Below are 12,698 nucleotides of genomic sequence, written 5' to 3'. Positions count from 1 at the left end.
ATCCGCTTCTTCCATCGTCCACGCATGAGGAGGCATGAACCTCGAAACCTATACTGCCGCCTCTCCGCGCCTGGCCCGTGATCTCATCACCAGCCTGCTCCTTCTCACCCTCTCCCTGGCCGGCGGCTGGCTGGCCTGCCAGTCTCTCTTTCTCACAGGATTTGAAACCGTCCATCATAGGCTGCTCATGATCCTCCTCGTCCAGCCCTTCGCCCTCGCCGCCTGGCTCTTTTGCGGCCTGCCCGGCCTCGGTCTCGCCTTGCAGAGTCTCGTCACCGCCGTGCGGCAGCGTCGTGTGGCCGTCTCCCTGCTTAGTACTGGTCTGCTCGGTTTGGCCTTGGTCTCCGCCTCCCTTTGGGTTTGAATGCCGCCGTCATGAACCAGATTACCCTCCTCCTCCAGTCCTGCCAGCAGGGCCATGCGGATGCGCCTAACCAGCTGCTGGCAGAAGTCTATGCCGAGCTGCGCCGCGTCGCCGCCGCCAAGATGGCGCGTGAGCTGCCAGGCCAGACACTGCAGGCCACTGCTCTGGTTCATGAAGCCTGGCTCCGCCTCGGCGATGCCAGATTCCAAAACCGCTCCCACTTCTTCGGAGCGGCGGCGGAGGCCATGCGCCGGATTTTGATTGATCGTGCCCGCAAGCGCCAGGCCGTCCGCCACGGGGCAGGGAAGGAGCATGTCGAGCTGGAGGACTCTTTGCAGATCGCCGCCCCCGCCGTCCAGGATGATGAACTGCTGGCCGTGCATGACGCTCTGGACAAGCTCGCCGCCGAAGATGCCCGCAAGGCCGAGCTGGTGAAACTGCACTATTTCGTCGGTCTCACCTTTGCCGAAGCGGCGGAAGTTCTCGGCGTATCGGAGCCCACCGCCAAGCGGGACTGGGCGTATGCCCGTGCCTGGCTCCACCGGGAAATCAGCGCCACACGCTGATTTTTCTGCCTTCTTACAAAGCGGAGGTAAATTCTGCGAGGGATTCCGGTTGCCATTTTTACCAAAGCACTTCACTATCCGCGCTCTTTTCCGCCCGTAACAAGACTGGCGGAATGTTAGCGAAACAACGCCACCAACCTCACGAGCCATGCCTGCGAAAAAGAAGCCAGCGCCCAAAGCTCCGGCCAAAGCTGCGAAAAAAGCCCCTGTCAAACCAACCTCCAAAAAGGTGGTCAAGGGCGTCAAATCCGCTCCCAAACCCCCGGCCCAGCCCGTGAAGAAGGCGGCGAAACCCGCGCCCAAGAAATCTCCCCCTGTGAAGAAAGCCCCTGCCAAAACTGCCTCGAAACCTGCTGCCAAGACGGCTGCGACAAAAACTGCTCCGGCCAAAAAAGAGGCTGTGAAAAAAGCCCCTGCCAAAAAAGAAGCTCCGGTCAAAGCTGAGGCTCCGGCAAAAAAAGCCGTTGTAGCCAAGCCTGTGACTGCCAAAAAAGCCGCCCCGGCCCCCAAGCCTGAAAAAGCTGCCGCACCTGTCAAGAGCAAGGCCGCGCCGCCAGCTCCGAAAATCACCAACGTCCGCCGCACCGGCCGCGCTGAGGATGAAGGCATCACCATGGAGTCTCCGCCGAAGAAACCGGTTCTTCCCGCCGCCTTCCTCAAAAAGCAGCGCCAGCGCCTCGCTGAACTTCGCGATGCCTACCTCAATTCCGCTGAAGGCGTGACCAAAGAAAACCTGCGTGGCAATGAAGGCGGGGATTCCTCCGCTTTCGGCATGCACCAGGCGGATGCCGGCAGCGATGCTTATGACCGCGATTTCGCCCTCAGCCTCCTGGCCAAGGAGCAGGACGCCATTTACGAAATCAATGAGGCCCTAAAGCGTATTGATGTCGGCATGTATGGAATTTGCGAAATGTCCGGTGAGACCATCTCCGAGGAACGCCTCGAAGCCCTTCCCTTCACCCGCTTCACCGTCGTCTGCCAGGAACGCCTTGAGCGTGAACAGCGTGGCGGCCGTTGGAACCGTCCCGTCCGCTCCCTTTTCGGCCTCGATGAGGCCGCCGACGACGCCGACGACGACCGCGACGAAGAGGAAACCACGACCTCTTCCAGCGGCAATAGTAATGAGTCGCTTGACTTCAGCAAAGAGTAGTCTAGTCTCCCGACCCCAATTTTATGGCACGCGAAATCATCATCCTCGAATGCACGGAAGCTAAGGCGGAGGGCATGCCCACGTCCCGTTACGTCAGCACTCGCAACAAAAAAAGCCCCCGCACTCCCGGCCGTCTTGAAAAAGTGAAATTCAACCACTTCCTCAAGCGTCGCACCCTGCACCGCGAGATCCGCTAATCTGCTGCCTTCCCTGTCATGCAACCCAAGACTACCGAACGCCTCATCTCCCTCCGCAAGAACAACCGCCGGATGCCCCGCCGCCGGATGGACATTCCGGTCGAGAAGCTCATCTACACCAACCCTGAGCTGCTTACCCGCTTCCTCACGGAAACAGGCAAGCTGATCCCCCGCCGCACCACCGGTCTCCCGGCCTGGCTGCATCGCAAGGTCACCCGCGAAGTGAAGCGTGCCCGCGCTGTGAACCTGCTCCCTTGAGCAGATCCATAGCCGTTTCATCATTCATTTCCCACTGTTGCTCGCTGCGGCAGTGGGAAATTTTGTTTCGTATTACCCCGGATGCCCAATCTCAAAGACACCCAGAACGAGCGGGACGACCGCAAGATCGCCATTGACCGCGTTGGCGTGAAAAACCTGCGCTTCCCTCTGCGCATTCGGGATCGCGACCAGGCCCAGCAGCACACTGTGGCCACCGTGACCATGGCGGTGGACCTCCCTCATCACTACAAGGGCACTCACATGAGCCGGTTTGTGGAGATTCTCCACGCCCATGGCCGCGAGCTCACCGTCGCCAGCATTGCTGCCATGCCCAAGGAGCTGCTGGCCCGGCTCAATGCCCGCAAGGCCCATGTCGAGATGCGCTTCCCCTACTTTCGGGCCAAGCGCGCGCCCATCACCAAGGCTGAAGGCCTGCTGGATTATGGCGTGATCTTTGCCGTGGATGCCGAAGGTGATGAAATAGACTACGTGGTCACCGTCGAGGTTCCCGTCACCACCCTCTGCCCCTGCTCCAAAGCCATCAGCGAGCGCGGTGCCCATAACCAGCGTGGCACCGTCACTTTTTCCGTCCGTTTCCGCCAGCCCATCTGGATTGAGGACATGATTGAGCTTGTCGAAGCCAGCGCCAGCAGCCAGCTCTACAGTGTCCTCAAGCGTCCAGACGAAAAATACGTCACCGAGGCCGCCTACGACAATCCCGTTTTCGTCGAAGACCTCGTCCGCAGCATTGCCCAGAAGGCCTCTGCGCACAAAAAGATCAAATGGTTCCGGGTGGAGGCTGAAAACTACGAGTCCATCCACAATCACAACGCCTGGGCCGTCATCGAGAGCACCAATACGGTCGAAAGCTGATCATCGGGGGCATCTTCCCGTCTTGCGCAAAATCAGGCCCAGAAGCTGCGTAGGTTTCAGTTGTCCATGCCAGTTCCGCTATCATCATTGCGTCTGTTAACCTTGCTTGCCCTCGGGGCAGTCGCCGCTCATGGAAAAGACGCCCCCTCCTTTCGCAATGATGTCATGGCCGCCATTTCCAAGGCCGGTTGCAACCTCGGCACCTGTCATGGCAATGCCACCGGCAAAGGCGGCTTCAAGCTCTCCCTGCGCGGTCAGGACATGGACTATGATTTTACGGCCCTCAGCCGCGACGTCTCTGGCCGCCGCGTCAATGCCTTCTCTCCGGATGACAGTCTCATCTTGGTCAAAGGCAGCAACAAACTGGCCCACGAAGGCGGCAAGCGTCTGGACCCCAAGGGTTGGGAATATCGGGTCCTCCGGGATTGGATTGCCTACGGCATGCCCCCTGCCAGAGCCAAGGACCTGCGCGTCAAAAAACTAGAAGTCACCCCGCCTGAAGCCATTCTTGATGAAGCCCAGGACACCGTCCAACTGACCGCCAAAGTCACTTTTTCCGATGGCAGCCAGCGCGATGTCACCGCCCAGGCCGTCTATGAACCTTTGCAAAACGGCCTCGTGGAAGTCTCCCACGGCGGCCTCGTCAAGCGCCTCGAATTTGGCGAGCCCACCGTCCTCGTCCGCTTCCTGGACCAGAGCGTCCCCGTCCGCCTCACCTTCCTCCGCGCCAGTCCGGACTTTGTCTGGGCCCGCCCTCGCCGCGATAACTATGTGGACGGCCACATCTTCACCAAGCTGAAGACCCTGCGCATCAATCCTAGCGCCGTCTGCTCCGATGATGTCTTCCTCCGCCGGGCCTCGCTGGATCTCCTCGGCATGGTCCCCACTGCCGAAGAAGCCCGCACCTTTGCCGCCGACAAGCGCCCGGACAAACGCGCCCGTCTTGTGGACAAACTTCTGGTTCGCCAGGAATTCGCAGACTTCTGGGCCCTCAAATGGGCCGATGTCCTCAAGGCCGAAGGCCGCACCCTGGATGACACCGGCCTCAAAGCCTTCCATGGCTGGATCCGCGACTGCATCGCCCAAAACCGGCCTGTGGATTCCATGGTGCGGGACATGGTCGCCGCCCGCGGCAGCACCTACAAAGAAGCCCCGTCTAATTTTTACCGCGCCAACCGCACCCCCGCCGCCCGCGCCGTCGCCGCCGCCCAGGTCTTCCTCGGCACCCGACTCCAGTGCGCCGAATGCCATAACCACCCCTTTGACCGCTGGACCCAGGACGACTACTACAACTGGTCCGCCGTCTTCAGCCAGGTGGATTACAAAATCATTGGGGATAACAAAAGGCGTGACAAAAATGACAAGCACGAGTTCAACGGCGAGCAAATCGTCTTCTTGAATCCCAAGCTGTCCGTGGACAATCCCCGCACTGGGGAAAAAGCCAGCCCCCGCTTCCTCGGTGCCGATATGCCCAAGCTCGCCGGAGGTCAGGATTCCCTCCAGGCCGCCTCCGTCTGGCTCACCGGACCGGAGAATCCCCTTTTCGCCAAATCCCAGGTCAACCGCATCTGGTATCATCTCATGGGCCGTGGTCTCGTGGACCCTGTGGATGACTTCCGACTCACCAACCCCGCCAGCCATCCCGCTCTGCTGGATGACCTCGCCCAGGATTTCGTCAAAAGCGGTTTCGATCTCCGCCACCTGATCCGCACCATCATGCTCAGCCGCACCTATCAGCTGGACAGCAAGCCCAGCAGCACGAATGCCGCCGATGAGATCAACTACTCCCACAACCTCCCCCGCCGCCTCAGTGCCGAGCAGCTTTTTGATTCCCTGCACCTCGCCCTCGGCGTCCGCCCCTCATTGGATAAACAGGGCACCCGTGCCGGGCAGCTCGCCGGCCCCAAAGGCGGTCGCGGCAGCCCCGACCCCATGTCCCCGGAGGCTTTCCTCGTCCAGTTCGGCCGTCCCAAGCGCGAGCTGAGCTGCGAGTGCGAGCGCGCCAGCGATACCAATCTCGGCCAGATCTTTCAGTTCATCAGCGGCCCCATCGTGGGCCGGCTCCTCAGCGACAAGGACAACCGCCTCGCCTCCCTCGACAAAAACAACGACTCCGCCGCCGTCGTCCGCGACCTCTACTGGGCCCTCCTGACCCGCGCCCCTAGCCGCGATGAGTCCACCGTCATGGAGTCCCTCCTCTCCTCCGCCCAAGATCGCCGCGCCGCCCTGGAGGACATCGCCTGGTCCCTCATCAACGCCAAGGAATTCGTCCTCCGCCGGTGAGGGGCGGCAGATTGCCCCCACTCAATCGAGAGAAAACACCGCATCTACCGGCTGAGACCGTGCCGCCAGCACCTGCTCAATCAGCCCGTTTTCCCGGATCACCGTTTGGTTGAATTCGATAAACCGCTCATAGTGTTCCGTATTCAGACGCGGTGTTTCAAAGTCAGGTCCTGCACAATCAGGAAGCTCGAAATCGAAGTCAATTTTCATAAAAACGCCGCCAGTCGGATGGCCAGTTCAGGTGTGCCTAACTGTTCGCACAGTTGTTTCAGTTCTTCACGGGAAACTTTTCCTGGATTGAGAGTCAGGAATTACCTCACCTGCCCCGCCCCCTCAACCCACGAAAAAGCGCGATCCCTTTTGGAATCGCGCCCACTTTTTTCGTTCTCAGTCAGCGGAAAAATCCGCTTTTAGATTACAAGTTCGCTTCGATCAGCTTTTCCAGCTTCACGATGTCCTTGCCAAAGTTGCGGATGCCTTCGGCTGTCTTCTCCGTCGCCATCGCGTCTTCGTTGAACAGCCAGCGGAAGGTCTTCTCGTCGCTGCCGATGCGGTCAATCTTCAGGGACTTCGCGTTTTCCACGTTCAGCTTGGCCGTGATCGGCTCTTCAGCCGCCGCCAGCTCACCCAGCAGACCGGGGCTGATGGTCAGCAGGTCGCAGCCGGCCAGTTCGGTGATCTCGCCCTTGTTGCGGAAGCTGGCACCCATCACTTCCGTCTGGTAGCCGAAGTGCTTGTAGTAATTGTAGATCTGCGTCACGGATTCCACACCAGGGTCTTCGCTTGGTGCGTAGTCTTTGCCCGTGCTTTTCTTGTGCCAGTCCAGGATGCGGCCCACAAAGGGGGAGATGAGCTTGATGCCGCCCTCTGCGCACGCCACTGCCTGCGCCAGGCTGAACAGCAGCGTCAGGTTGCAGTTGATGCCTTCCTTCTGCAGGATCTCCGCCGCCTTGATGCCTTCCCAGGTGGAGGCGATCTTGATCAGCACGCGCTCGCGGCCGATGCCTTCCTTTTCATACATGCCGATGAGGTGGCGGGCCTTGTCCACATTCCCCTGGGTGTCAAAGGACAGGCGGGCATCCACTTCCGTGGAGACGCGGCCTGGCACGATCTTCAAAATTTCTGCGCCAAACAGGATCAAAATCCGGTCCATGATCGCTTCCACCTTCGCCGCTCCGGAAAGTGTGCCGCCTTTGTATTCAGCGATCGCCTGGTCCACCAGCGATTTATACTCCGCCTTCTGGGAGGCCTGGAGGATGAGGGAGGGGTTCGTGGTCGCGTCCTGCGGCTTATAGGCCTTCATGGCCTCAAAGTCGCCAGTGTCCGCCACAACGGTGGTGTGCTGCTTGAGCTGATCGAGCTGGTTCATACTTGGTATTTTGGGCAGGCAGAATACGTCCATGCCGCCCGGATGCAAGTAGTGGTGAATACGGCCTCAAATTGAGCCGGCTCAGCTCACGTCCCGGTCCGTCGGCTCCTTGCCCAGCATCAGCGCCAAAACCACCCCCGCAAGCGTCCATTCGATCACACAATCCGCCATCCCCACGACCACCTCCCGCAGCGGCAGCTCAAACCAGATCCGCTCCGGCACGATGCACACCACTGCCGCAAACAGCCCCGCGCCCGCACAGAAAGCCAGCCGTGCCGGGAAAGCCAGCACCGTCTGGTGCAGCAACGCCCCCAGCAGAAGCGCCGCCAGGAAGGACCGCCCAAAGCTCCACCCCAGGCTTTCATACAAATTCGCCTCCAGTTTCCCTGGCCGCACCGTCGCATACACATACGGTCCAGCCTCTTTGCGTTCGATGAGGGTGTCATTTAGCCGCTCCTTTTCAGCCGGGTCCGCATAGCTTACCGGCTTGCGCGGGAAGGGCAGGGTATAAATGCCCGTCCCATGGGTCGCATTCGCCTTGATCACCTCCGCCACCGCCGCTTCGTCTTTAAAATCATGCAGCCCCTGCTCATGCCAGTCCATGACCATCCAGGAGCAGGCACCCCAGGCAAAGGAAACAATCGCGGCCAGCAGTGCAGCAAGAATGACTTTCATGGGTTTATCCTGCAACGCCCCGGCAAATCTGACAACCTGCCATTTTCACACCACTGGCGTCAGCAGCGCCTCTCCCGCGAAGTGCGCTGCCACATTCCCCACACACAGCCGCGCCATTTCCCGCCGCGTCTCCTGCGTCCCGCTGCCCACATGCGGCAGCAGCACCACCCGCTCACTTTTCAGCAGCGCCTCCGGCACCGCCGGTTCATGCTCAAAAACATCCAGCCCCGCCCCTCTCAGGCTCCCCTTTTCCAGAGCCGCCACCAGTGCCCCTTCATCCACCACGCTCCCGCGGGCGATGTTGATCAGCGTCCCGTCCGGCCCCAGCGCAGACAAAATATCCGCATCCACCAGGTGCCGCGTCCCCGGTCCGCCCGGGCAGGCCACGATCAGGAAATCCGCCACCTCCGCCAGCTCCTTCAGGCTGTCACAAAACCGGTATGCCACCGCCTGCGCCTTCCGCCCGTGATAGGCCACCTGCATCCCATGCGCCCTCAGCCGCTCCGCGATTGCCTTGCCGATCCTCCCCAGGCCCAGGATCCCCGCCGTCTTCCCCCGCAGCGCATGTGCCAGCGGAAAAGCCCCCTTCATCCACTCCCCGTTCCGCACAAACCGCTCCGCCGCTGCCAGCCGCCTGCTGGTCATCAGCACCAGTGCCACCGCAATGTCCGCCACATCATCCGTCAGCACATCCGGCGTATTCGTCACCCGGATGCCGCGCTTTTCACAGTAGCCCACCGGCACCCCGTCATAGCCCACGCCAAAGACGCTGACGATCTCCAGTGCAGGCAGCCTCTCCAGCATCTCCACCGGTGCCACACTTCCCCCCGCCATCACCACACCTCGGATTCGCGGCCCCGCCTCCGTCAGCAGTGCTTCTTTGTCCGCATCATCCGCCTGCCAAAAATCATGACATACCGCCACCGCCCTCAGCGGCTCCATCAAAAAATCCGGCAGCGCCGCCAGCACCAGTACGTCTGGTTTCATGGCTGCTCCTCCCGGTTCCGCATGAAGTCCGCCGTCTGCGCAAAAAACGCTCCCACCACCGGCACCAGTTCCACCGGCATCTCAACCTCCCGCATCGCCGCCCCCATCAGGTCCAGCCACCGGTCCCTCTCCGCCACCCCGATGGAAAACGGCATGTGCCGCCCCCGCAGCCTCGGATGTCCCCGTTCCTCAATGTATGTCTGCGGCCCGCCAAATCGGTAGATCAAAAAGTCCGCCAGCCTCTTCTCCGCCCCCTCCCAGTCATCTGGCGGATACATCTTGCCGATCAGATCATCCTCCCGCACCCGTCTATAAAACGCCCCCACCAGCATCCGCAGCCGTTCCTCGCCCAGTTCATGATATAAATTGCCTACAGCATCCATGCCCCTATCCATGGCCAGCCCTGCCTTCATTTCCAGCATCGGATGGATTTTGCACAAGCCGCAGTTATAAAATCCCCGCCCCATGCCCCCCTTCCTCCTCTCCACCGATCCCATCCCGGATACCACCTCCCCCTTCGGCCCCGGTCTCGGTGCAGAGGTACGATTCCTTGGCGTCGTCCGCGAGCTGGAGGCTGACCAGGAAATCACCGGTATAGATTACACTGCCTACCTCCCCATGGCCTCCCGCATGTTGGAAGAGCTCATCGCCCAGGGCCAGCAGGACCACGGCTCCCACCAGGTCTTCATCCAGCACCGGCTCGGCTTCGTCCCCGCTGCCCAGCCTTCCATTCTCATCTGGGTGCGTACCAAGCACAGTGCCGCCGCCTTCGACCTCTGCCGCTGGTACCTCCATGAGATCAAGACGCGCGTCCCCATCTGGAAGCGCCCTGTAGCTCAGTTGCGCCGCAACTGACATCCCGGATATCCGCAGCACTTTTGCAAATTTTCGCCCGCAGCATCCCCAAACCTCAGTTGGAGCCCAACTGAGCCACGTAGCACTGCTGCGCCGCAACTGATTTTTATCAGGGAAAAACAGCCCATTGCCCGCAACCAACTCTTCCCCTCATTCCCATAAACTTCACCTCCGGCTACACCTGATGATCAACCAGCCTAAAAAAATTCCATCGAATTACCACAATCACCAAACTCACTCGAAATAAACGCACCTTCCTCCTTTAATCGTCAGTTTCAGAAGGCACACCTCTTGTTACATTTTCAGGCCTATGCTGCCTGAATTCACCCAACGCACGCTCCTGCTCTCCTCCTGCGTCGCCCTTTTGCTCAGCAGTTGCCAGCTTCCTGAGGAAGGCATCACCACCGTCCGCCGGGCGGAAGCTGCAGGCCGGACCAGCCTCTACACGGGTGCCGCGGCCCTCAACGTCCCCCTGCGCGCCTCCGCCATCAATGACGTCGCCCGCATGCTCGCCGGGCTGGAGTCATCCGGCCGCCAGTCCTCCGCCTGGCCTTACCACCAGCAGCAGATGAATGCCATGTGGCAGCGGCACGAGCTTGGCCGCGGCCAGCGCGTCCGCACCTGGGCCACTCAGGAGATCAGTGATTTGCAACGCTACCGAGCCCTCTTCTACCCCTTCAGCGGCCCAGATTATCTCTTTGCTCACCAGCTCTTCCCGTCAGCGGAAACCTACATTCTTTGCGGCCTCGAGCCCGCCGAGCCTCTTCCAGATCTCCGCACCCTCACGGAAGGGGAGATCGCCATAGGCCTCAACGGCCTACGCCAGTCCCTCGCCAGCATCCTGGGTGCTGGTTACTTCATCACCAAGGACATGCGCAGCGACCTCCAGTCCACCCGCTTCCGGGGCACACTTCCCGTCCTCCTCGCCTTCCTTGCCCGCACCGGTGCCTCCGTCGAGAGTGTGGACATTGTCCGCCTTGACGGCACCGGCACCCCAGTTCTGACGACCGTCAGCAATGGCTCCGCCCCTGGACTGATGATCCGCTTTCGCTCCGGCTCCGGCGGCATGAAGCGCCTCTTTTACTTCCGGCAGGACCTCTCCAATGGCAGCACCAAGCCCGGCGGCCCCTTCCTCACCTTCGTTGCCAAGCAGGGCACCCCGCCCGCCCTTGTCAAGAGCGCCTCTTACCTCATGCACGACAGCGGCTTCTCCAACATCCGCCACTACCTCCTTCATGGCACTCCCGGCATCGTCCAGGACCCCTCTGGCATCCCCTATCGTGATCTCATCCAGGCCGGCCTCACCGTGGATCTTTACGGCAACTACCAGGGCACCCTCGGCATCTTCGGCCAGCAGCAGCCCGACCTAATGGCCGCCTACCGCAGCGGCCAGCATCGCGTCCAGCCCGTGGATTTCGGCTTCGGCTACCTCTACAATCGCGCCACCACCAGCATCCTCGTCGCCCGCCGCAGGTAGCCCAGCCTTGGAAAATCCATAAAATCACCATTGGCTGATTGCCCTTGCCGCCTGGGATGTTAGCTTTCCGTCCGCGCGCCGGTTTGGCGCGTATAGATTTCTCTTTCCTTATGCAATGGCTTTCCTCTCTTGGCACCGTCGGTGAAGTGCTCCGCATCATCATCCTTATTTTTGAGGTGCTCCTCGTCTTCAATTTGATGATCCTCGTCCACGAGTGGGGGCATTTCCTCGCCGCCCGCTGGCGCGGCCTCAAAGTGGAGGCCTTCTACATTTGGTTCGGCAAGCCCCTCTGGAAAAAAACCATCAACGGCGTTGAGTACGGCCTCGGCAGCATCCCAGCCGGCGGTTTCGTCAAACTCCCTCAAATGGCTCCCATGGGTGCTATCGAAGGCGAATCCACCTCCGAGGAGCCCCTCCCGCCCATCAAGCCGCTAGACAAAATGATCGTCGCTTTCGCCGGTCCCCTCTTCAGCTTCGGCCTCGCCTGTGTCTTCGCCCTCCTGGTGAGCTGGCTCGGCAAACCCCAGTCAGAAGCCTTCGTCACCACCACCATCGGTTACGTCGCCGAGGGCAGCCCCTCTGCGGAAGCAGGTCTCAAGCCCGGCGATGTCATCAAGACCATTGACGGACTTCCCATCCGCCGTTTCGAAGGGTTTGTGGACAGCGTCCGCTGGGGCGTCATCGCCAGCGAAGGCAGCGAAATCCTCTTCGAAGTCGAGCGTCCGGGTGAAGGCATCAAAAAAATCCCCGTTGCGGCCCAATGGCCCGATGTGGACAAAAAACCCAGTTCCTGGTGGAAAAGCATCTTCGAGCGTCCCGTCCTTCGCGAGGTCGGCATCATGGGCAAGTCCACGCCCATGGTTGGCAAAGTACAGGAAAACAGCCCCGCCGCCGATGCCGGACTCCAGCCCCTTGACGAAGTCCTCAGCGTGGACGGCACCCCCCTTCTTGGCCCCATCCAGCTTTCCAAATACCTCGAAGACAAAGCCGGACAGCCCGTTCAGCTCCTGGTGCGCCGGAAGGATAAAAAGGCCACGACCGCCACCACCAACGAGATTTCCGTCACGCTGACCCCGCGTTTTCCTGACAAGCGTCCCGAAGGAGAAGCCTACAACCGCCCCATGATCGGGATTGAGTGGCACGCCACGGGCGAGCGCAAGCTGGCGTACCCCCCTGTCTCTGAGCAGATCTCCGATGCCGCTCGCAGCATGTTCAGCATGATCAGCAAACTGGTGTCCGGTAATTCCGACATCAGCCCCGCCCACATGAGCGGCCCTGTCGGCATTGGACGGGTGTATTACAATCTCCTTCAGGATCCCGCAGCCCTCCTGCAGATCCTCTGGTTCAGCGTCGTCCTGAACATCAACCTCGCCATCATGAACATGCTGCCTTTCCCCGTGCTGGACGGCGGCCATATCACCATGGCCATTGCCGAGGCCATCCGCCGCAAGCCCCTCCACTCCCGCGCCCTTGAGTGGGTCCAGACCGCCTGCGCCCTCACCCTTTTCGGATTCATCTTCTTCGTCACCTTCAAGGATCTCGGCGACATCTTCATTGGCGGCAATAAAAAACCTGCCCCTGCTGAAGAGCTCAAATGGCTCCCCAAAGACCAGCGCCCCGTGCAGTAATCAGCACTCCCCGAAG

General features: G+C 60.7%; 15 protein-coding genes. 10 read left to right on the top strand and 5 right to left on the bottom strand.

Going from position 1 to position 12,698, the window contains the following annotated elements; translation table 11 throughout:
• Positions 1-34 precede the first annotated feature (34 nt).
• From WJU23_RS01525 to WJU23_RS01495, 7 genes are all read left to right on the top strand, one after another.
• Positions 35-364 carry a hypothetical protein gene (locus WJU23_RS01525; protein WP_346330759.1) on the top strand — a complete coding sequence of 110 codons (330 nt, stop codon included), beginning with the start codon at positions 35-37 and terminating at the stop codon, positions 362-364.
• Positions 365-375: 11 nt separating this feature from the next.
• Positions 376-930 carry a sigma-70 family RNA polymerase sigma factor gene (locus WJU23_RS01520; RefSeq protein WP_346330758.1) on the top strand — a complete coding sequence of 185 codons (555 nt, stop codon included), beginning with the start codon at positions 376-378 and terminating at the stop codon, positions 928-930.
• A 148-nt stretch (positions 931-1,078) separates the two neighbouring features.
• On the top strand, positions 1,079-2,080 hold the full coding sequence (locus WJU23_RS01515; RefSeq protein ID WP_346330757.1) for a TraR/DksA C4-type zinc finger protein: 1,002 nt from the start codon (positions 1,079-1,081) through the stop codon (positions 2,078-2,080).
• A gap of 23 nt (positions 2,081-2,103) precedes the next feature.
• Positions 2,104-2,277: a 50S ribosomal protein L33 gene (gene rpmG, locus WJU23_RS01510; RefSeq protein WP_184209577.1), complete on the top strand. Its 174-nt coding sequence runs from the start codon at positions 2,104-2,106 to the stop codon at positions 2,275-2,277.
• An 18-nt stretch (positions 2,278-2,295) separates the two neighbouring features.
• Entirely contained in the window at positions 2,296-2,535 is a 240-nt protein-coding gene (gene rpsR / locus WJU23_RS01505; protein WP_346330756.1) for a 30S ribosomal protein S18, read from the top strand.
• An 81-nt stretch (positions 2,536-2,616) separates the two neighbouring features.
• Positions 2,617-3,408 carry a GTP cyclohydrolase FolE2 gene (folE2, locus tag WJU23_RS01500; RefSeq protein ID WP_346330755.1) on the top strand — a complete coding sequence of 264 codons (792 nt, stop codon included), beginning with the start codon at positions 2,617-2,619 and terminating at the stop codon, positions 3,406-3,408.
• 165 nt (positions 3,409-3,573) lie between these two features.
• Positions 3,574-5,691, top strand: a complete 2,118-nt coding sequence (locus WJU23_RS01495) for a DUF1549 and DUF1553 domain-containing protein (protein ID WP_346330754.1) — start codon at positions 3,574-3,576, stop codon at positions 5,689-5,691.
• A gap of 21 nt (positions 5,692-5,712) precedes the next feature.
• Here WJU23_RS01495 and WJU23_RS01490 read toward each other — a convergent pair whose 3' ends face one another.
• The 5 genes from WJU23_RS01490 to WJU23_RS01470 form a co-directional block, all read right to left on the bottom strand.
• Positions 5,713-5,901, bottom strand: coding sequence for a hypothetical protein (locus WJU23_RS01490; RefSeq protein ID WP_346330753.1), 189 nt, complete (start codon positions 5,899-5,901; stop codon positions 5,713-5,715).
• 205 nt (positions 5,902-6,106) lie between these two features.
• The gene (tal, locus tag WJU23_RS01485; protein WP_346330752.1) at positions 6,107-7,060 is read right to left on the bottom strand and encodes a transaldolase; all 954 of its coding nucleotides are present in this window, start codon (positions 7,058-7,060) and stop codon (positions 6,107-6,109) included.
• Positions 7,061-7,141: 81 nt separating this feature from the next.
• Positions 7,142-7,735 carry a hypothetical protein gene (locus WJU23_RS01480; protein WP_346330751.1) on the bottom strand — a complete coding sequence of 198 codons (594 nt, stop codon included), beginning with the start codon at positions 7,733-7,735 and terminating at the stop codon, positions 7,142-7,144.
• 45 nt (positions 7,736-7,780) lie between these two features.
• A complete protein-coding gene (locus WJU23_RS01475; RefSeq protein ID WP_346330750.1) occupies positions 7,781-8,722 on the bottom strand; it encodes a 2-hydroxyacid dehydrogenase in 942 nt (313 codons plus the stop codon).
• Entirely contained in the window at positions 8,719-9,105 is a 387-nt protein-coding gene (locus WJU23_RS01470) for a globin (RefSeq protein ID WP_346330749.1), read from the bottom strand. The genes WJU23_RS01475 and WJU23_RS01470 overlap by 4 nt, the downstream gene beginning before the upstream one ends.
• Positions 9,106-9,187: 82 nt before the next feature.
• Here WJU23_RS01470 and WJU23_RS01465 point away from each other — a divergent pair, with 82 nt between their 5' ends.
• The 3 genes from WJU23_RS01465 to rseP all read left to right on the top strand — a co-directional run bounded on the left by WJU23_RS01465 (position 9,188) and on the right by rseP (position 12,682).
• Complete coding sequence (locus WJU23_RS01465; RefSeq protein ID WP_346330748.1) at positions 9,188-9,577, top strand: molybdenum cofactor biosynthesis protein MoaE; 390 nt, start codon at positions 9,188-9,190, stop codon at positions 9,575-9,577.
• A 310-nt stretch (positions 9,578-9,887) separates the two neighbouring features.
• Complete coding sequence (locus WJU23_RS01460; RefSeq protein WP_346330747.1) at positions 9,888-11,054, top strand: hypothetical protein; 1,167 nt, start codon at positions 9,888-9,890, stop codon at positions 11,052-11,054.
• A gap of 110 nt (positions 11,055-11,164) precedes the next feature.
• Positions 11,165-12,682 (top strand): RIP metalloprotease RseP, encoded by a 1,518-nt coding sequence (gene rseP / locus WJU23_RS01455; RefSeq protein WP_346330746.1) that lies wholly within the window; start codon positions 11,165-11,167, stop codon positions 12,680-12,682.
• Positions 12,683-12,698 lie beyond the last annotated feature (16 nt).

Origin of the sequence: Prosthecobacter sp. SYSU 5D2, from assembly GCF_039655865.1 — a bacterium.
Taxonomy (GTDB): Bacteria; Verrucomicrobiota; Verrucomicrobiia; order Verrucomicrobiales; family Verrucomicrobiaceae; genus Prosthecobacter.
This window is presented reverse-complemented; position numbering and strand designations above follow the sequence as displayed.

Excerpts from the sequence above, each read along its gene's own strand:
- rpsR (WP_346330756.1), top strand. The coding sequence starts at position 2,296 with ATGCAACCCAAGACTACCGAACGCCTCATCTCCCTCCGCAAGAACAAC.
- tal (WP_346330752.1), bottom strand. The coding sequence starts at position 7,060 with ATGAACCAGCTCGATCAGCTCAAGCAGCACACCACCGTTGTGGCGGAC.
- WJU23_RS01465 (WP_346330748.1), top strand. The coding sequence starts at position 9,188 with ATGCCCCCCTTCCTCCTCTCCACCGATCCCATCCCGGATACCACCTCC.
- WJU23_RS01470 (WP_346330749.1), bottom strand. The coding sequence starts at position 9,105 with ATGGATGCTGTAGGCAATTTATATCATGAACTGGGCGAGGAACGGCTG.
- folE2 (WP_346330755.1), top strand. The coding sequence starts at position 2,617 with ATGCCCAATCTCAAAGACACCCAGAACGAGCGGGACGACCGCAAGATC.
- WJU23_RS01475 (WP_346330750.1), bottom strand. The coding sequence starts at position 8,722 with ATGAAACCAGACGTACTGGTGCTGGCGGCGCTGCCGGATTTTTTGATG.
- WJU23_RS01515 (WP_346330757.1), top strand. The coding sequence starts at position 1,079 with ATGCCTGCGAAAAAGAAGCCAGCGCCCAAAGCTCCGGCCAAAGCTGCG.
- WJU23_RS01525 (WP_346330759.1), top strand. The coding sequence starts at position 35 with ATGAACCTCGAAACCTATACTGCCGCCTCTCCGCGCCTGGCCCGTGAT.
- WJU23_RS01495 (WP_346330754.1), top strand. The coding sequence starts at position 3,574 with ATGGCCGCCATTTCCAAGGCCGGTTGCAACCTCGGCACCTGTCATGGC.
- rpmG (WP_184209577.1), top strand. The coding sequence starts at position 2,104 with ATGGCACGCGAAATCATCATCCTCGAATGCACGGAAGCTAAGGCGGAG.
- WJU23_RS01490 (WP_346330753.1), bottom strand. The coding sequence starts at position 5,901 with ATGAAAATTGACTTCGATTTCGAGCTTCCTGATTGTGCAGGACCTGAC.
- WJU23_RS01520 (WP_346330758.1), top strand. The coding sequence starts at position 376 with ATGAACCAGATTACCCTCCTCCTCCAGTCCTGCCAGCAGGGCCATGCG.
- WJU23_RS01460 (WP_346330747.1), top strand. The coding sequence starts at position 9,888 with ATGCTGCCTGAATTCACCCAACGCACGCTCCTGCTCTCCTCCTGCGTC.
- WJU23_RS01480 (WP_346330751.1), bottom strand. The coding sequence starts at position 7,735 with ATGAAAGTCATTCTTGCTGCACTGCTGGCCGCGATTGTTTCCTTTGCC.
- rseP (WP_346330746.1), top strand. The coding sequence starts at position 11,165 with ATGCAATGGCTTTCCTCTCTTGGCACCGTCGGTGAAGTGCTCCGCATC.